Genomic DNA, 18,907 nt, shown 5'->3' on the forward strand with positions numbered 1-18,907 from the left:
TTCGACGTGGAGTCCCGGACCCGGCCAACTTTTGCGAGGAAATCCTTGCTACAGGGATTGAGATTCGGCCCGCAGCAGGGATTCGAGTTGTTCCGCCAGCGTCGGATCGTTGAGCCGACGGAGGTTTTCTCGCAAGACCACGCCGTCGGCCGCTTGCAGCAGTCGTTCGTACTTGACCTTTCGCTGCTCGGTGGTGAGTTCCTTGTCGGCCTGATCGACTTGCTGGCGATAGCGTCCGTAGTCGGGATGTTTGACGATCGCGTCAATGAACTCGTCGCTCCGGTGGGTCAACAGATCGATCGCAGTGGGATTGAGCGTGTTGGCCAGTTCCGGCCAGCGCTGCTCCACGTCACGGGCGATGCGACGGCGGAGCCGCCCGGACTCGTTGCCGCCCTGACGTCCCCGCCAACTGCCGCGGCGACCGCGACGTTGCGTTTCGCGGCGGGCGACGGACAACCGGTCGGGGCCGTCCAAATCCAGTTGGCGCGACAAACCTTCCAGCAACGCCTTGGCGATCGGGTCCGCGATCTCCAGGACGACCTCGTAGGGTTCTTCATCAGTCAGCAAATCCGATTCGCCGCGTCCGAATCGGCTGTTGACCGCCAGGAACTCGTCGGAGCTTCGCAGCGGAAGGTCGATCGTGTCGGCCGAAAGAATCGTGTAGGCGTGCGCTTCGGCAAACGACGTCTTGCCGTCGCCGTCGTAATCCGGACGCTCGATCGGTTGCCCTGAGCGGTCGGTCCCACTGAGCGCCGCCCAGAAGTAGGTGCTGTATTCGACGTAATTGGTTTCATCGACCTCGGGCGTGCAACCGGCGGCCGGCCGATCGTGAACGGTCGCAAAGAATCCGATTCGTCGCTGTGGCGACAAGCCCTTGTCGGGATCGCCACCGGTAAAGATCGATCGCGCAAAACCTCCCGTGTAACATTGCACCATCACCGCAATCACATCGATGTCCTGGGGCAGTTGGTCCAGCATCGCGACGAACTCGGTCATTTTGATGGACTCTCTGTCCCACAGAGCGATCGACGTTTCATGGGGCCGTCGGCGGTCGGAACTGGGGTTGCCGTGGGCGGTGACGTAGATCAGCAAACGATCACCCGGCTGCATCGTCTTGCCGTGACTGTCGAACCACTGCTGAAGATTCTTGGGGCTGGCCGAACCGCGAACATTCGGGATCAAGTGATTGCGATAGAACAGACCCAGCTCGTCATCGCTTCCGAAGAACTCCGCCATCAGCCGGTTGGCCAGGGGAACGGTCTGTCGATCGATCACCTGCAGGTCGGCTGCTTCGTCCTGCCCGTCGGCAAAAAAAATGTCACAGGACTCACCGCGTTCACTGAGCAGACGTTGAAACAGCAGGGTGTTTTTTTCCAGTGACGCCTGGTTGCCGCTGCGGTCGTATCCGCCCCCGATCGCCAGGAAGAGGTCTTTTCCCACAACCGGTGTCGTGATCCAAAAGGTGCCGGCGAGAAGCAGAACGCTGGGTAGGATCGATCGCATTTCTGAAGCCAGTAGAAGGGAAGGCAGGCGGTGCACGCGGGTGATCTATCGGTTCGGCAAATGGAGAGTGTCAGCTTGGCAATTCACCCTCCCGCGAGCGTGAGGGTGAAGATTGTTTGCGCGTGAACTTAGTTTTGATAATACGTGACCAACGTTTGACGGACACGCATTGCATCAGCTCCGGTAGGTCATGCTGTGCATGACTGAATCTGGATGGTCCCGCGGTGCACACCGATGCTACGCGAAGAGCAAGATCAGCCGAGATCAATTGCCCCGCCTTCGCAGTAGGCTGCCGACCCGAACGTTTGCAAGTCCCGGTGCCCCAATCCGTGGGCAAGTGCTAACCACAAGCGGTTGTGGGCGGCGCCGTCGAAGTCGAGCGCCCGGCCGGTTCGGAAGTCCGCGCCTCCACCGACCAACAGGAACGGGATGTTGTCCAAGGTGTGGGAATTGCCTTTGCCCAGTTCATTGAGCCACACGATCTGGGTGTTGTCCAGCAAGCTTTCGCCCGGACGGCCTGGCTCGGGGGTTTCCGCCAGTCGTTTGGCCAGGAACGCCAGTTCGCCGGCGAACCACTGGTTGATTCGCATCAGTTTTGCGTGGGCCTGTTCGTTCCCGTCCGGTTCGTGCGAGAGCGAATGGTGGCCGTCTTGGATGTCCAGCCAGCGCATCCGAGCCTGGCCGACCGAACGCATGAACTGCAGACTGGCGACGCGTGTCATGTCATTTGCCAACGCATTGACCAGCAGCTCAATCTGCATGCGACTGATTTCCGGCGTGTTGTCGTTGACCAGTTCGATGTTGGGATCGATTTCCGGTTCGGGATGCAGCAATTGTGTTTCACCGGATGCCGCAGCGATATCGATTTCCAATTTGCGGACGCTTTCCAGATGTTCCTGCAGCAACGAACGATCGGCCGAACTCAGCTTGCTGGAGACGCGCGCCAGGTCGTCTCCGATCCGGTCCAGCACGCTGGCGACCGTTTGTCGGTCTTGCGCCCCACCGTACAACTTTTCAAACATTTGACCGGGGTCATCGATCGGTGCGATGGGACGATCGCTGCCGGCGTAGCACATCCGGGTCCAGGGGTCGGCACGGTTGGGCACCGCCACGCCAAATTCCAACGATCCGAAGCGGGTCTTGGTTCGATCGTCCGACTGAAAGAATCGCCGCACTTCCTGATCGATCGAGATGCCGCCGGCCCAGCCCGCCGGCGTGTGGCCGCCGCCTTGAATGTTGCCGGGGTTCAGCTCCGTTGCGGTCAACAGGCAGGACATGCCACGCATGTGATTGTCCCCGTCACCGCGAACTTTGTTGTCGATCCCCTTCAGGATCAACGTTTGCTCGCGAAACGGTTCCAACGCCTGCAGCATCGGCTTGAGTTTTAATGGCGTTTGATCGCCAAATTCGTCCGGCCAGAACTCATCGGGCAAGGTGCCGTTGGGCGAGAACATGACCACCAACCGTTTGCGTCGTTGCGGGGCGATCGATTCCTCCGCCCGCAGGCTGGTCAGTCCGGCCAGGAACGGCATGGTGGCGGCGCCCACGCCCAGGTCTCGCAGGAAACGTCGGCGGCTTTCAAATGCAGTGCTCATGGTCAATTCTCACTCGGCAGTTTGGGGGGCGGATCGAAATCCTGCGCCGCAACCAGGGCGGCAATCTGCGTCCACAGTTTCTGGATGTTGAAGTCTTCCGTGACGAACCGATCGCTCAGCTCATCGACAAGTCCGGGCCGGAATTCGCTGGGCCGTCGTTTGACAACATGTTCAAAGAAGTGCGTCACGAAGGCGCGGTGTGCCGACGGACTTTCGACGGCGAAGTTGGCCACGTCCCGGGCGCTGGCAAGTTGCAAGGTCGCTCCCGCCGCGGTGGTGTACTGGCTGGTTGGATCAACCGGGCGCTGGTTGTCTGAATCACGCCAACGTCCGACGGCGTCAAAGTTTTCCAGCGTGAATCCGAGCGGGTTGATGATGCTGTGACACGACATGCAGGCGGCATCGCGTGTCAGGTGCGTCACCTTTTCCCGCATCGTTAATTCTTTGGGAAACTCGTCATCCTTGAACGCGATTGCCATCGGTGGTGGGCTCAGGGCGCGGCCGACAATGTTTCGCGTCAAAAACACGCCGCGGTGGATCGGCGACGTGTTGTTGTGATAGGCGAAGGCGCTCAACAGGTAGGGGTGGGTCAGGATTCCCGAGCGTTTCTCCGGCGGGAAATCGACCGGTTGGAACTCGGACGCGAACTGGCGGCGGCGGGCACGCCGTTTGATTTCTTCACCGTCCAACTTCGCGTTGTCCGCCGACGCGTCCGGGGCGTACAACGCGGCCAGCCGGTCGTTCAGCATCAGATAGTCTGCTCGCAACAGCTCGCGGTAGTCAGAATCCTGGTCCCAAACGACGCGATCAATGAACAACTCCAACGACCGTCGCAGGTCCGCGACGACGGCTTCGTCAAATGTCGGATACAGTTCTTCGTCCTTGGCCAGATCCCGTTGTTCCAACTCCAACCAATGACGAAAGAAGCCTTGCATCTTCGCTTTGGCCCTCGGGTCGCGGAGCATTCGCGAAGCCTGCGATTGAATTTGATCGCGTGTCTGGAGCTTGCCATCGGCGGCCGTACGGGTCAGTTGGGCGTCGGGGATTGAATCCCAGAGCGCGAACGATAGTCGGGAGGCGACCGTCCAAGGCGTGGGAGCTTCGCCGTCCGGCGTCAGATCGGGGTATAGAAAGGAGGGCGACATCAAGACCAGAATCACCGCCCGACGGACACCGCTTTCAAGACTTGCCACGTCGTCACCCACCAAGGTCGGCAAGAGTTGCTGTTCGTCCTCGCGGAGCGGTCTTCGAAAGGCGACCGTTGCAAAGTCACGCACGAATTGATGCGTCCGGGCGACGCGCTGCTGCCCCTGAAGTTCGTTCAGTTCCGCCAGCAGGGGCAAGCGGTCGACGACTTCCGAGGCGGCTTGGACCGCACCATGCATCGTGGCGGTTTGCCACTGCGGCGATGCGGAGACGCCGCGCTCAAATCCCAAGCTGCGGTCGTCGGCTGGAAAGGGGGCCTGAGAAACAAAGACTCGATCGGGCTGTGACGTGGAGGTGTGGTTGTAATCCAATACCTGCCAGGTCCCGTGGGGCGGCTTCCATTCCAACTTGATCGATGCGTCGTCTTCCAAGTACTTGAAAAACTCCAGGCGAATCGGATAGGAACGGCCTCCGAGCAGGAAGACGCGAGCGGTCCGTTGGCGATGTTCACCCGATCCGACCCAGGCATCAATCAGGGCCTGCTGCCCGGCCACCGAACTGTCGTCACGCAGCGCCCGGCGGTCGGGCGTGGGGTCGAAGTTCAGGTACAGCCGTGCACCGTTTTCGGTCGACAAGCGGAATTCGTAATTCCCGGTGTGATCGGCCGACAGAGCTCCCTGCCAGATGATCGCGAATTGGTCGGCCGTCAGACTTGGCACCGGAGCCTCGCTGCCGAAGTCGAATTCCATCCGGTTGTCACTGCGATAATGGCCCAGGCGGTGAGCCTTGTTCATGCCGGCGGATTGGTAGTAGTCGCCGCGAAGTCCCGGGACCTCGCTGTCCCCACCCGCCCCGCCTCCACGCCGGGCCGACCCGTTCGATGTTTCGTTCCGCTGACGCGCCGAAGGAGCAAAGTGTCCGATCACATCCGCCACCGCATTGCGGTACTGCGAGACGGTCAGCCGGCTGATCCTTGGCTCGGGAGCCGGCTCGGATCGGGAGATCAGTTGCCGGCGAATGTACCGGGCCAGCTGGCGCGCTTCCTCCCCGACACAAAGTTGCGGATCCTCTTCCGGCATCGTCTCGACGATGATCGTCGTGAGCTCTTCCAGCGATTGGTCTGGTTGGAACGGTTTGGAATAACCGTCCGGAGTGCCTCCGCCGTCGGCGCCGTGGCAACGTTCGCACTTTTGCCGGTAGATATTGGCCACGGGGGTTGCCGGGGATTCAGCGTCCGTGGCTTGTCTCGCATCGGCTTGTCTCGCATCGGCCTGTGGCGGAGCCGCCGGGGCGCAGGGGGACTTGTCGCCGGCAAGCATCAGACATCCGGCGAGCATCAACGTGCATCGACGCAGCGGAGTTGGGGTGGGCATGGCGGATCACAGGTGGGAAGCGAAAGCAGCGATCGGTTTTTGTGTCGCGATCGCATGGTTTGCTCGGTAACAGCCGCGAAAATGAACGCAACTTTCACGGAGTGAAAGGCGACGATCGAAGATCAACCGGCTAGGAACGGCGTTCGCGTTCAAAACGGATCTCGGGGTGGTCCGTCAACATGCGTACCAGTTCGTCACGATCGGAAGCGTTGGAGAACACGTTCAGCATCGGTTGCGTCTTTCCGCTGGCGACCATCCCCTCGAAACAGATTTCCAGCACGTCGATCCGGTTTTCCGGATTGCCGTCGCTGGTGGCTTTGCCGGCGATCGTCGGGTTGATCCCCAGCCGTCGCATCAGTGGTGAAAGTTCGGTCTCGACTTGGATGTCATCCATCGGGCAAACCGCCATTCGGTGCGGGAAACGAAGCGGATTCGGCACCCGTTCATTGTGCCACAGTCACCGCGTCCGGTGGGAGTTGGCGAAGGGATTCGGACGCGGGAATCAACGCGTCGCCGGGACCGGCTGGAGTCGGGCGCGGGGCGAAGCTTGACGGGGGATTACCATGCTGCGTGCCGGCGGTGGCGGATACGCATTCTGCCCCAATGCGGTCCGCCTCGCCGGTGCATCTTCTTTTCTGCTGAGTCCTTGCGCGACGGAGCGTGGGAAATGGACGTGTCCGTCTGGCGACGGTGGCGAAAGTGAGATTTGATCGCCCTCCCTCGTTCCCAGGCTCCCGCCTGGGAACGCCCTGTTTGCTGGCTCCGCCAGCTCTTCTTTGCAGCCGGCGGGACACCCTTTCCCGGCCGTCGCCTTGCTCGCCAGTGTGTGGGAGCAAGGGCGCGTCCACCGTCTGGCGACGGCGGCTACTTTGAGTTTTGATCGCCCCCTCGTTCCCAGGCTCCCGCCTGGGAACGCCCTGCCCTTGCTGGCTCCGCCAGCTGCCCTAAGGCGACATCAACTTCCAAAACCCGACAGCTTTGGCGGAGAAATCTGGGAAATCCGCCGGATAAATTTGCTTTCCGCCCACCGGATCCGTTAGAACCGGGTTGCCGACCCCCGGCTGAGCCATCGCGTTTACCCCGGGGATTGGTCTCTGCGCTCCAACGCCGAACAAGCGGATCGCGGAAAACTTTTCAATGAGATTGCTGAGTCTGGATGGGAAGGAGGCTCTTGAACGGTGCGGTTCGAGAGTGTCCTCCATGGACTTGGTCAATCGGCCGCCGGAACGATCGGCCAACCTTCCGTTCGGTCTCAGTCACCCGTCGCACGGCCTGGGCGCGGTGTCTGTCTCTTTTCACATTCGGGCCGTCGACAATGGAGCCGAATGATGCATGTGATTCGGAAGGGAGTTGTTGCGCAACGAAGCGACGGGGCGGAGCCGTTGGGATCTCCAATTCCAGCGGGCCCGGCGACACCGAAGGGCCGGTGGTTCCGCGGAGAGAGTCGGGCGATCGATGTGATTGACGATCCTCCAGCGAACCGGCGACGGCGGCGAGCCAGGGGGCTGGATCGTCTGGTTGCCTCGGTCTCGTGCGTGGGGGTGATCGTCGCGATCGCAACGGTGCCCAGCTGTGAGTCGTCCGAAGTGAAATACATTCCGGCAAAGTTTTCCTGGTATCCCCACAAGCTGGCGCCCAGCCAGAATCCGCTGACACCGGGGTTTTGGGAGCACACCGAGGACTGTCCGGCGTGCGCGGACCAGCGGGGAGAGTTCCCAACATAAGGGGCGCCTGGGCCCTGTCCGAAAACTCGCAAAGCCCGGTAGCTGCCGTCGCGATTGCGGCGGAAAACCACGCTCTGGCGAGCGTAGCTACTCGTTCTCAGACAAAGCCGGCAGCGCTGTTATGATGTCAGGAAAGGCCACGTCCGGGGCGAGACGCCTTGGCGTTTGTTTGTGTGGCCACTGTCGGTTGGCAATGACGCGTTGCCAGACCGGCCCCGAGCGCATGTGTTCCGTCAGATGAACGACCCGAATCCCTACCAGCCACCGCGGATCGACGATCCGGACGGTGCCGTTTCCAAATTGTCGCCGGACCAACCGTCGCTTGGCGGTGCCTGGTTCGCTGCCGGTGCCGTCACCTTTCTGACCGGGCTGTTTCTGGCGGATTGGTTTCCCGATGGGACGGGAAAAGTGATCCGCTCGAGCGCCCTCTTTGCAGCGGTCATCTGCATGGCGATCGCCATCTATCGGTCGCGGCCGGACGACCGGCCCGACCGAGACGTCGCGCGGGGAAACTTCGACCGCTGAAGCGAGAACCGTTCACCGCCACGCAGCCCGCCGTTTCGTCGCGGGCGAACCCGTGACCTGTGGGAGCTGCGTCGAGAGATCGTCAAGTCGCGCGCCGACGCAAGTCGCCTTCGAGTGAGACTATTGTTGACGCTGCTCGTCGGCTTGATCGACCGCCTGCGTTTCGCCGGCGACCATGTCACGCATCAACTGCAGTTGCTCCTCGTCGGTCGGTTCGACCACCGTGGGTTCCGGATCGCTGCATCCGAGCAAGGACGGGGTTGCCAGAGCGCACAGCAAAGCAAGTTTTAAGAAAGGTTTCATGGAATGGAAGATTGAGAGGGTGTTGACGAATCGCTTCACCCTCCCGCTTTGGAGGTCGTGAAGTTCTATTTCAGCCTCCTTATTCAGGAGGGGGCGAGCGTCAGCGAGGCGAGGATTGCCTCGCCTCTCGCTGCGGCGGATTGCTGTCGCCGCTTCGCGGCTGGGGAGTGTTTGGCAGCCGTTTCCGTCGGCTCACGCCGACGGCAGGGAGCTGTCGTCACTTCGTGACTGCAGTCAAGGAAGATTATCCCGAATGAGTCGCGTTCCCAGCAGGCTGGGCCTTCGAGATCAGACTACAGCGACTGGTCGATGACTTCGCTGGAAGCACGCGTGCCCAGGGCGCCCCACAGTCCGTACGGGCTTTTGCTTCCCACCGGTGTGTAGGCGGCTCCGCCACGGACCATCGGTGCGTGCGAGTTCCCCGCTTCGATGGAGTCGGTGATGAAGGTCACCGCACCGTCGGACATCAGCACGTGAACACCGCCCTGGTGGCGGCTGCTGGGCGGGAAGACGCCCGGGACGTTTGCCGGGGCCGTCGCGCCGCCTTGCTGGCAGATCTCGCGGTTCGGCGGAAGGATCGTGGTGAAACCGCTCCACATCGCCCGCGCGTCGCTCCAACGGTAGCCTCGGAATCGTCCGCCAAAGGTCGGATTGACCGAGGGATCCTGCAAATTGGGCGTCGTGCAGTTTCCACCGGGCGGGCACCAGAATTGGGGCCGGTCCGGATCGATCTGATTGTTGTCCTGGCAGTAGCTGGGGTTGGCGTGCAATTGCCCGGACGGGTTGCCAATGGAGCCGCCGGTCGTGATCGACCGGTCGCCCAAGTCGGTCGCGATTTCACCGGCCATCACAGTGTTGGCCAAGCCATCCAGAATGTCGCGGAACTTCATGCTCTCACGCATCACGAACACGCCGCGGTGTTCGGTGTTCACGATGACCGCCCAGTTGACTTCCTGGTTGCCGGTGAAAGCAAAGTCACCGTCGTAGCGTCCGACGTCCTGACGACGGATCGAGTCTCCGATGCAGGCGGCGTAGTTGGTGCGGCCTTGCGAGGGCAGACCATAGCCCGGATCGCTGGGGCAACGCAGCGTGGGGATTTCGGTCATCCACGGCGGGTAAAACACTTGCCACGGTACCGGCCCCATCGGGTTCCATCGGTTGGGCGGTACGAGGTCCGGCGAGGCGGTGACTTTCACACTGGGATTGGAGATCTGTTCCCACAGCCCTTGCTGTTCCATGAACGGCATCAACCCGACAAGCCAGCTGATGGCCCGGTGATTGGTTCCGCCGCCAGCCGTCGGGCTTCCGACACTGACCCCTGATCCGTTGCCGGGTGGCGGTGCGGTGCCGGTGCCCTGGATGGGCAACTGTTTGAAGGCAGAGTGGTAATTATGAACCGCCAGTCCGATCTGTTTGAAGTTGTTGCTGCAACTCATCCGGCGCGCCGCTTCGCGTGCCGCCTGCACGGCCGGCAACAGCAGGCCGACCAGGATGCCAATGATGGCGATGACAACCAACAGCTCGACCAGCGTAAATCCGCGTTGTCCGGCACGGGGCCGACCGTTGGTTGATCTCTGCGAAAGTTTCATTCGAGGACCTTACAAAAAATGAACGATGACGCCGCAAGCAAACCGCCTAAAGATCGGATGCGGCGCAGAAGTCGGAGAAGAATAGGTTGCCGTTCAGAGGGCCCCAATGAAGATCCTGGTTAATCCATTGAGCTCGTTTGTCGGCGACGGGCGGGATCCGCCGCCAAGCGATCGAGTTGTGGACTTGAATGCATCCTAATAGCGTCACGACCGGTGAACGAAGCACATCCGGTCGGCGGCGTTTTGAGGGAGATGGAAGTTGGTTGCCGGTTGGGGTGAACAACCAAGAGTGGTTGGATGGGAACGTCGGCGGCGGCGCGCCGGTTGGGACCGCTGTCGCCCCTCCGGGGCTGGGTTGATTGGGGCGTCGCGGTCCGGCGGCTCACGCCGCCGGCAGGGAGCTGTCGCCGCTTCGCGGCTGCGTGAACTGACCAGGGAGTTGTCGCCGCTTCGCGGCTGGGGAACTGACCAGGGAGCTGTCGCCGCTTCGCGGCTGGGGAACTGACTAGGTAGCTGCCGCCGCTTTGCGGCTGGGCGCGATCAGATTTGCCTCCGGTAGGGGCCGGCTCTCTACAAGCCGCGAAGCGGCGATAGCCATTTGCCGGCGGCCTTGGCCGCCGGGTTCTGGCCCCGTCTTCCCCAAGCCCCGGAGGGGCGACAAACCAGCGCCTCCACTCACAGGCCGCCCGACCCAGTTCAAGGTTCCAGCGCGAATGACGGTTGATCTTCGATCAACAACCAACGCTTCCCCGTTTCCAACCCAGGGAATGGTTGAACCTGCCCGGTAGGCCAGCGAACGGACACCTCGACGTCCGAATCCACCTCACCAAGCCCGAAATGCAGCACGCGTTCATTGCTGCACAGGTACCCGTCTCCGGAATTCAGCGAGGCCGTCCAGGTCTGGTCGCCCGCGGATACCGAGACGACGGCGCCGATCGCATCGCGACTGCTGGAGGTCCCCCGCAATTCCAACTCGATCCACCGGCCGATCGACTGAGAATGATTGACCAGCAATGCCACCGCTTCGGTTTGATGCGTGATGCCGACATCGGTCAATCCGTCACGATTGACGTCCAGGGTCCACAGCGCGCGACCCACGTGCGGTTCCGCCAGATACTTTGAGTCCGAATCATTTACCACCGTGTACCGCGGGGCACCATCGCGACGAAAGATCTGCAGCGGTTGCAGGTACACCGAACGTTCATCGCCACGGGCGAACAGATCGACATGACCGTTGGTGACGATCAGTTCCAGGTCGCCGTTGTTATCGAAGTCGATGGCTTCGGTCCCGAAGCCGACCATCGGCATCGTCGGATTCAGCAAGTCGCGTGCGGCGGTCGCGTCGGTCCACAGACCCGGTGCGGTTTGTTCGTGAAGGGTGTTGTACTCCTTCTCGAAATTGGTTACGTACATGTCGATGTCGCCGTCGCGGTCCAGGTCCCCGGTAGCGATTCCCATCGATCCCTGCGCAATGGAACGCCCGTCACCGGAAAGCCCCGCCAGAACGCCGGCTTCGGACAATTGAAAGTCCTTGCCCTCGCCGCGCGCGGACCAGAGGTGATTGTTGGTCATGTCATTGGCGACAAAGATGTCGGCAGCGCCGTTTCCGGTTAGCGATCCGATCACGATGCCCAGCCCGCGACCGGGGATCGCCGGAGTCGCGTTCCACTGTTGCGTTCGATCGACAAATTTGCCGTCACCCGTTCCTTGGTAGAAAACGTCGTTCTCCGCCGGGAACACCATCGGGGAACAGGATCGGTAGACGGTCGAATCGGTCATCAAGCACTTCTCCGTCACCGGCTCCATTCCCGCGCAGTAGTTCAGCACCACGGCATCGTTGATTCCATCACGATCGATATCGGCGACCGCCGCGCTGGTCGACCACTGGATGGCATCCGGCTGCGGGAGGAATTCCCGGCTGGCGTCACGAAAGGTTCCATCGCCGCGATTGATCAGCACGGCATTGGGGCCGTAGTTCAAAACCAGCAAATCGGGGAAACCGTCTTCGTTGATGTCGCCGACAGCGACGCCCTGGCCAAACCCCCGATCCCCGGTCCCCGATGGCTCGGTGGATTGCCGGAACGTTCCGTCCAAATTCCGCAGCAAAGCGTTGGCGGCAGAATCACGTTGTCCGGGCATTCCGCCGGCAGCGACCAGGTACAGGTCGCACCATCCGTCCAAGTCAAAGTCCACCGCGGCACCGCCGCAGCCCAGCGTTTCGTGCAGCATGATGCCCGGCTCGTGCAGGTCATCGGCGGTGAAGCCGAAGAAGTCCAATTCACGCTGCTGGGCTTCCTCCACCAGGTGCAGCCGCCCGGAGGATCTGGCGCGTGACGGTGAGCCTTCCGTTGCGGGGGAATGGTCGCCGGAGGTGATGGCGGCAACGTTTGGAGCCACTGCGTCACCGGATTCAAGCTCCGGATGACCCTCGGTCTGTTGCCAAGGCAGGTCGCGCCGCAATTTGGCCAGAATGGTTTGCCGCACCTGCTGGACGTCCACGTTTGGGGCCGCGTTCTGTTGTTGTGGAAACGTCATTGCCACCGCCGCCCAAGCTTCCGCCTCCCACAGTCGGCCCAATTGCATCAGCGTCCGGGCGATGTCGGCGGCAACCGCCCGCGAAGGTTGTTTCAACTTTTCCAGCCGTTTGCGATGCTGCCCCAGCTGGCTGAGCAGGTCGACGCGGCGTCGCACCGCCTGCCGAGTCGCGTCGGAGATTTCGCTGGAGGGGTTCTTCGTCAAGACGCTGGCAAGTCGAGACCAGATGGCGACGGAATCCGGATCCTGTTGAGCAGCTTGAAAGTAGCTGCGCAGGGCCTGCGAGGGCTGCCCGTTGAATTCCGCCCAGTCGCCCAACGTCATCCAGTAACGCGCGTCGTCGAGGGCGTCCGCTGGCAGATGGGCATGCCAGTCCGCAAGTTCGTCGAAGCTTCCGGCGGCGATCAACGCTCTGCCCAGTAAAACATGGGCCGGGGCCCATTCGGGATGCTGGTCGATGATCGACCGGAGGACCTCGATCGCCTGGTCGAACTTGCCGGAGTCGTATCGGTTGCGGGCCAGTGCCAGCAGGGGCCGGCGATCGGCCGGATAACGTTCCGTCATCTGCTCCAGCGGTTTGGGGTCCAGACGACGCGTTTCGATGTAGCCAAAGGAGGTCAGCAGATCCAGGTCGAACTGTCGGTGTCGGACCAGATAGCGGCCATGTGGCAAAGCGGCTTGCCGGTTTTCTGATCCGACGTAGTAGTCGTAGAGTAGGCGGCGGGTGTGGTGCTGGTCCGGTTTCGCCTGCAGCACCTCCTCCATCCACGCCAGGGCGTCGTAGAAACGCCCGACGGCGACCATCGCGATGACGGTCTGTTCGACGCGTTGCGGACTGGCAAAGTTTTCGGCGCGGCAAGCATCCGCGAGCAGATCGGCCGCCAACCCAGGCTTGCCCACCGAATGGGCGACGCGGGCCACGCTGGCGACCACCTCCGCGTCGTCGGAGTGTTCCAACAGGACGGAAGAGCTATGAGCCCAAGCCGCATTCCAGTCGCCGCGAGCTTGCGCCGCACGCATCGCGGAGAGTGGATCGATGGAAACTGATTCGGGTTCGTTCGGGCTTTGGCTGGACGATCGATTCGGATCGCTGCAGCCACCCACGACAAGGGCCGCGACTGCGATGACAGGCGCGGCCCAATGGAGATTTGTCTTCTTTGAAGAAGAGTCGACGGAATCTACCCGAAACCAATGCATGGGTAAGGCGAATCGCCCGGTACGGCTACTGCTTGTTGGCGTTCGGTTCTTCCGCTGGGGCCATGCCGCCCGCCTCTTGCTTCACGAGTTCGTTGTATTCCTCGATGGACATTTCACCACCCTCAGTAACCACTTCGTTTTGTGGTTCACCACACCCGGCAACAATGCCACAACAGAACAACGCAACGCAGGTCAGTAGAAAGCTTCGCATGTTTCTTCAATGCTCCAAATTTGAACGAAGTTCGGTTTCGCGATATGAAAGTAAAAGGCCTCAGTGCCGCATTGTAGCGTGTCGGACCGGACAGGTTCGTCGCTTGCCGCATGTTTCGCGAACGTGCGTGTTGACGAAATAGGTTGCTGCGGTCAGCAGAGCCACGATGGACGATTGAGCGGAAGGCAAAGAGCCCGGCCCGGTGTGTACCAGGCCGAGCTCTTCAACAGATTTGTCGGCAAAAGGAATGCGACAACTAGTTGGTATCGAAATCCTCGATCACTTCTTTGCTTGCCCGGGTGCCGAGAGCGCCCCAAACACCGAACGGGCTTTTCTTGCCCGGACGCTGCGGGCCCGCGCCCTTGGACCAGTAGTTGGACCAAACCATTCCGACGTCGCCACCGGCGTCAATCGAATCGGTCACGAAGGTCACCGCACCATCGCCCATCAAGACGTGGCAACCGCCTTGGTGATAGCTGGACGGCGGGGCAATGTAGTTGTTGCCAGCGTTTCGCTCGGTACACATCTCGCCGTTGGGCGGCAAGATGCAATTGATTGCCGTGGACCACGGATAAGCATCTGCCCAGCGGTATCCGCGACGCGAGGTGCGCGAATTGACACCCGGCGCAGTTTCCAGCCACTTTCGCGGCTCTTCGGGGTTGATCCATTGGTCACAGTAAGACTTGGGATTGTTCCGTACGGCGCTGGCGTCTCCCCACTGACTTGGCGAAATCGTTTGGGTCCGGACGTCGTCGTCACCCAAGGCGGTCATGATTTCACCCATCATGATCGTGTTGGACAGGCCGTCGATGGTGTCCCGGAATCGCATTTGGGTGCGGCCCATGAACATCCCTCGTTGACAGTCGTAAGCACGGCCCACCCAAGCTTCCGCGGTGCCTTTCCCTGCCGAGTCCGTATTCTCTTGCTGCTTGGTGCCTTCGATCATGTAATCGTAGGTGTCACCCATGCAGACGGCATAGTTGGTCCGTCCGAGAGCCGGAAGACCTTGGCCGGGGTCGCTGGGGCATCGGAAGATCGGGAGTTCGGTCGCCCAGGGGGTGTAGGCAGCCACATCAGGCGTCGGCCCCATCGGCGGGTAATCGACGGCACCAGTCGGTGCGTACGTGAAGACTGCATCGCCGTCACCATCAAACGGGTTGGCGATGACCTCCCAAAGTCCCTGCTGCTCCATGAAGGGAAGCATGCCGACGTGGGCGCTCAATCGCCACCCATTCTCGTCGGTTCGTTGGCTCCACCAGTTGTTGCTGGCGGCATAGATCTTTGTCCCGGTACCCTGGGTGGGGATTTGTTTGTAGGCCGAATGGTAGTTGTGGATTGCCAAGCCGAGCTGTTTGAAATTGTTGCTGCAACTCATCCGGCGAGCAGCTTCGCGAGCTGCCTGAACGGCGGGAAGCAACAAGCCAACCAAAATTCCAATGATTGCAATGACGACCAGCAGCTCGACAAGGGTGAAGCCCTGCCTACGCGATGATCTAAGACTCATACAGAAACTCCTAGAAAAAGAACGGTGGTGGTAAAGGGCAAATCGTCCCCGCACCAAGCTAGAAGAGTAGCGCTGCGCGCCACTGGGCACACTACGAATCTATCCAGCGGGACCGTGGATTGGTATCGTTTTGCAGTAAAAAAACACAATTCGAAGACAAAAAACCCCACCCACCCCTCTCTGTCGGGTGGTGTGGTCCCGGCAGGTATTGCGGCAGCGAATTGCTGTCGCCGCTTCGCGGCTGGGGACGTTTGGTTAGCTAGCCGTTTCCGTCGGCTCACGCCGACGGCAGGAAGCTGTCGTCACTTCGTGACTTGAGTCCACCTTCAGGGCGACCGTGCCGCGCGAAGTTGTTCCGCCAACCGGCCGAATCGCGACGCTTGTGCCGGATCGACCGTCTGGTACATCCGCCCCAACAAGTCGTAGGCCTTGGCGTAGTCGCCTTGAATTCGAATCGCCTCATAGAACCGCTGTTCCGCCTCGCCGAGTTTCTTCAGCCGGATGCAGGCCAGGCCCAGGTTGTAGTGGTCCGCCGAAAACCGGCGCAGTTGCACCAGTTCGCTGTACCAACGATAGGCTTCCTCGTGGTCGCCGCGTCGGCTGGCACCGGCGGCCAGTTGTTGCACCGCGCTCTGGTAGGCCGGTGTCGCGCCGGGTTCGCTGGCTTGCAGTCGTGTGGCGATGGTTTGGATTTCGGATCGAAGTTCGGATGCCTGTTGGGAATCCGCAAGCATGTCCTGGCTGTAGACACGCAGGTCCAAAAGGCCCATCAGGTAGGCGTCGGCGAGGTTCTTTGAGACCACCGGCACGCGATCGGACGCATCGTTCTTTGGGTTCGCGTCATCCGGAATGGCGTTCATCGCGTTGCGAAGGTTGTCGATTGCCGAATTCAACAGCGTTGGAGTGCGGTACGACGCGTCAGCCTTCTCCTGCAACCAAGCGGCCATGGCCGCGCTGGCGTTCAGCTTGCGTTGCCAACTTCCGGCGGGTGATTGATCCAACAAGGCGATCGCTTCGGGAAGTTTCGTTGCCGTCGCGGGTGCCGTCACGTCCTGATTCGATGGCTTCCCGGATGCAACGGTGGACCGCTCCGGATGGATCGCGATGCGGTGATTGGTGATCGCCACGTGCGGAACCTCGGTCGAATGTTGCGGCATGTGACACCGCCAACATTGGTTGTCGTTCCGCTGAATTCGTTCGGCAATGTCAAGCGTGCATTCCTGGTGCGGTTGCTGTTCGGAATGACACGCCTGGCAATGGTCGCGACGCGTTTGCTCCACGCTTTCGGCGCGTTCGGGCTCGTGCGGGTTGTGACACGTCACGCAGGTCAGCGTTTCACTTCCCAGGTAACAGTCGCTGCGGTGCAATTGGTCGAAGTGTCCGACGAACGCGATCTCTTCGTCGTCTTCGCCGGCATTCGCGTCACGTTGCGGCTTGAACCGATAGATGATGAACCGCTCACCAAGGTCTTCGCCGGGACGGAAGGACCAGTAGTCGTTGTGGTCGGTGAACAGCGTGACGTCGCCTTGCAGGTGGCATTGGGCACACAGCGATTCCAGTTGGCTGCGGTTCAGGGCCGAAGGACGGAGGATGTGCCACGGTTGCTGTTCGTCCGCTTGCTGTTTGTCACCGGTCGTCTGCCCGCTCCGTTCCGCTTGGCGGACGTGTTCCGCGCCGGCGCCGTGGCAACGCTCGCAACCGATGGCCAATTCATGGATCTGGAATCGTTGCTGATTCTCTCCTTCGCGGCTGACCAGGCCCGCATGGCAGAACATGCACTGGTCGGAAATGGCACGGGTGAAGCCTTTGTGAAAAGGCCGGTCGTAACCCGGGGACATTTCATAGTTGGACGATTCCATGTAATAGGTCAGGGGCGCCTGCAACCAGGTTTCATGATCGCGGAACAGATACGACTTCGCAAAGTTGCCACTGCCCATCACACATTCGATGGCCACGTCGCCGATCGGCAACGGCTGGCCGTCCGGGGGCAGCAACTGCCAGCCTTGATGTCGCAGCTGCTTACCCTCGCGGGCGACTTGAAACTGTTGTCGGCTGGGTTCGTGGAAGAAGGCTTTTCCGGTGACTTCATCAGCGGTACTGGCCAGCCGCAAGGATTCCGCGTGCGCGGTCCTGTTGAAGTTGTCAGCCCGCTCGCGGTGGCATTCGCCACAAGCTTGCGAACCGACGAACGGCGGTTCGGCATCGCGTAACCAAGTGGGACGGGAGGCTGTCTGGGTGGCGGGAGAACTTTTGGGAGTCGGCTCCGGTGAATCCGATTGCCGTCCGTGCGACATCTCTTGCGGCGGAGAATCGTTGGCAGGCGGTTCCGTTTCGTTTGGGGAACACGCGGTAACGAAGATCAACATGGCGACCGTCCAGCAGGCGACGGCGCGATGCATGACGCGACGGATCACGCGACCACGGGCAACGATCGAATACGGTGGCTTCGTGGTGGGCAAGACGAAAGGTTTCCGGGGCGGGCGCGGGTTTGGCGGCGGATCGCGAAAGCTTCCGTTATAGCACTTGTCGTGCAACCATTGACTCGTTCCCGGGCTCCGCCCGGGAACGCCCTGCGGGCTGGCTCCGCCAGCCGCGGTGGCCGGCGAGTTGGCCGTGGGCCGGCAGAGCCGGCGTTGCAGTGGGTTCCAAGGCGGGAGCCTTGGCACCAGGGTCAATCACTCGTTCCCAGGCTCCGCCCGGGAACGCCCTGCGGGCTGGCTCCGCCAGCCGCGGTGGCCGGCGAGTTGGCTGTGGGCCGGCAGAGCCGGCGTTGCAGTGGGTTCCAAGGCGGGAGCCTTGGAACCAGGGCGAAGCAACAAAAAAACCTCGCACCGAAATCTCGGTGCGAGGCGAACGGATCAGTCGTGCGAGGTCGGACCTTACCACCCGCGGCGGAAAACTCGCCGGCTGAATCCGCTGGACTTCGGGGCGTTGTTGTACGTGGTGCCCGCACCGTTGCTGTAGTAGGTCGGTTGGACGGCCGGGTACACCGGTTGGTTGCCGTAGCTCGGGACTCGATTGTCGATTGCTTCCGAGGACGAGCTGCCGTAGGTGCCCCAGGTCCGGGTCGTCGCGTCGGCCGACGCATCGGCCCAGTTTCCGCGGGCGATGGCGTTGCTGTCGCTGCGGGCGAAGCCACCGACGGTGCGGGCGTACGAATTCGATCGCGATCGGGCGCCCCAGCCGTTGGCGGTGGAATTTGCATCGCTGATCGCGACCCCGCCGTGCGAGACCGCTCGGCTGTTGCCGCTGGCGAATCCGCCGTTGATCCCCTGTCCGGTGATGTTGGATCGGGCGTAGCCGCCGCCGGTCGCCACGGCCGAGGAGTTCAGCCGAGTGTTGCCACGTCCGTGAGCCGTTGAGATGGCCGTGCCGCCGGTCGAGTAGCTTGAGGCGGAGACTTGGGCTTGAGCGTCGGTGCAGATCGCGGTGGTGGTCAAAACGGCAACAGCGGCAAGCAGGGTGTGCAGGCGGGACATGGTCAGGTTCCTCGAACAGTTGTTTCTGGGGTCGTGGGCGGCCGATGACTTCGGCCTTCACCAGAGACCTGCGAGAAGTGCTGTCCAATCCCTGAACGCTTTTTGAAAAAAGTTTTTGAGGGGGCCAGGGGGCACTCACTCGTTCCCGGGCTCCGCCCGGGAACGCCCTGCTGGGCTGGCTCTGCCAGCCGCGGCTCTGGGCGAGTTGTGGGTGGGCCGGCGG

12 protein-coding genes are annotated in these 18,907 nt (G+C 61.5%); 1 reads left to right on the plus strand and 11 read right to left on the minus strand.

Translation table 11 applies throughout. The annotated features are described in order from the left end of the window. Positions 1-48: 48 nt before the first annotated feature. The 4 genes from FYK55_RS23705 to FYK55_RS23720 form a co-directional block, all read right to left on the minus strand. On the minus strand, positions 49-1,503 hold the full coding sequence (locus tag FYK55_RS23705) for a hypothetical protein (RefSeq protein WP_235908935.1): 1,455 nt from the start codon (positions 1,501-1,503) through the stop codon (positions 49-51). A gap of 254 nt (positions 1,504-1,757) precedes the next feature. Next, on the minus strand, positions 1,758-3,098 hold the full coding sequence (locus FYK55_RS23710) for a DUF1552 domain-containing protein (RefSeq protein WP_150079114.1): 1,341 nt from the start codon (positions 3,096-3,098) through the stop codon (positions 1,758-1,760). A gap of 2 nt (positions 3,099-3,100) precedes the next feature. Continuing rightward, complete coding sequence (locus FYK55_RS23715; RefSeq protein ID WP_150079115.1) at positions 3,101-5,617, minus strand: DUF1592 domain-containing protein; 2,517 nt, start codon at positions 5,615-5,617, stop codon at positions 3,101-3,103. Between the two features lie 130 nt (positions 5,618-5,747). Next, on the minus strand, positions 5,748-6,011 hold the full coding sequence (locus tag FYK55_RS23720; RefSeq protein ID WP_150079116.1) for a hypothetical protein: 264 nt from the start codon (positions 6,009-6,011) through the stop codon (positions 5,748-5,750). A 1,567-nt stretch (positions 6,012-7,578) separates the two neighbouring features. Between FYK55_RS23720 and FYK55_RS23725 the strand changes: the two genes are divergently transcribed. Then, entirely contained in the window at positions 7,579-7,866 is a 288-nt protein-coding gene (locus FYK55_RS23725) for a hypothetical protein (protein ID WP_150079117.1), read from the plus strand. 120 nt (positions 7,867-7,986) lie between these two features. On the opposite strand, the gene FYK55_RS23730 is transcribed toward FYK55_RS23725, so the two are convergent. From FYK55_RS23730 to FYK55_RS23760, 7 genes are all read right to left on the minus strand, one after another. After that, complete coding sequence (locus tag FYK55_RS23730) at positions 7,987-8,169, minus strand: hypothetical protein (RefSeq protein WP_150079118.1); 183 nt, start codon at positions 8,167-8,169, stop codon at positions 7,987-7,989. Between the two features lie 293 nt (positions 8,170-8,462). Continuing rightward, a complete protein-coding gene (locus tag FYK55_RS23735; RefSeq protein ID WP_150079119.1) occupies positions 8,463-9,758 on the minus strand; it encodes a DUF1559 domain-containing protein in 1,296 nt (431 codons plus the stop codon). A 696-nt stretch (positions 9,759-10,454) separates the two neighbouring features. Further along, on the minus strand, positions 10,455-13,313 hold the full coding sequence (locus FYK55_RS23740; protein WP_161604711.1) for a CRTAC1 family protein: 2,859 nt from the start codon (positions 13,311-13,313) through the stop codon (positions 10,455-10,457). A gap of 202 nt (positions 13,314-13,515) precedes the next feature. Continuing rightward, positions 13,516-13,701 carry a hypothetical protein gene (locus tag FYK55_RS23745; protein ID WP_150079121.1) on the minus strand — a complete coding sequence of 62 codons (186 nt, stop codon included), beginning with the start codon at positions 13,699-13,701 and terminating at the stop codon, positions 13,516-13,518. Positions 13,702-13,957: 256 nt separating this feature from the next. Continuing rightward, positions 13,958-15,205, minus strand: a complete 1,248-nt coding sequence (locus FYK55_RS23750) for a DUF1559 domain-containing protein (protein ID WP_150079122.1) — start codon at positions 15,203-15,205, stop codon at positions 13,958-13,960. A gap of 326 nt (positions 15,206-15,531) precedes the next feature. Beyond that, entirely contained in the window at positions 15,532-17,664 is a 2,133-nt protein-coding gene (locus tag FYK55_RS23755; RefSeq protein WP_150079123.1) for a multiheme c-type cytochrome, read from the minus strand. A gap of 420 nt (positions 17,665-18,084) precedes the next feature. After that, positions 18,085-18,684 carry a hypothetical protein gene (locus tag FYK55_RS23760; protein ID WP_235908936.1) on the minus strand — a complete coding sequence of 200 codons (600 nt, stop codon included), beginning with the start codon at positions 18,682-18,684 and terminating at the stop codon, positions 18,085-18,087. Positions 18,685-18,907 lie beyond the last annotated feature (223 nt).

Source organism: Roseiconus nitratireducens, assembly GCF_008629675.1.
GTDB lineage: Bacteria > Planctomycetota > Planctomycetia > Pirellulales > Pirellulaceae > Stieleria > Stieleria nitratireducens.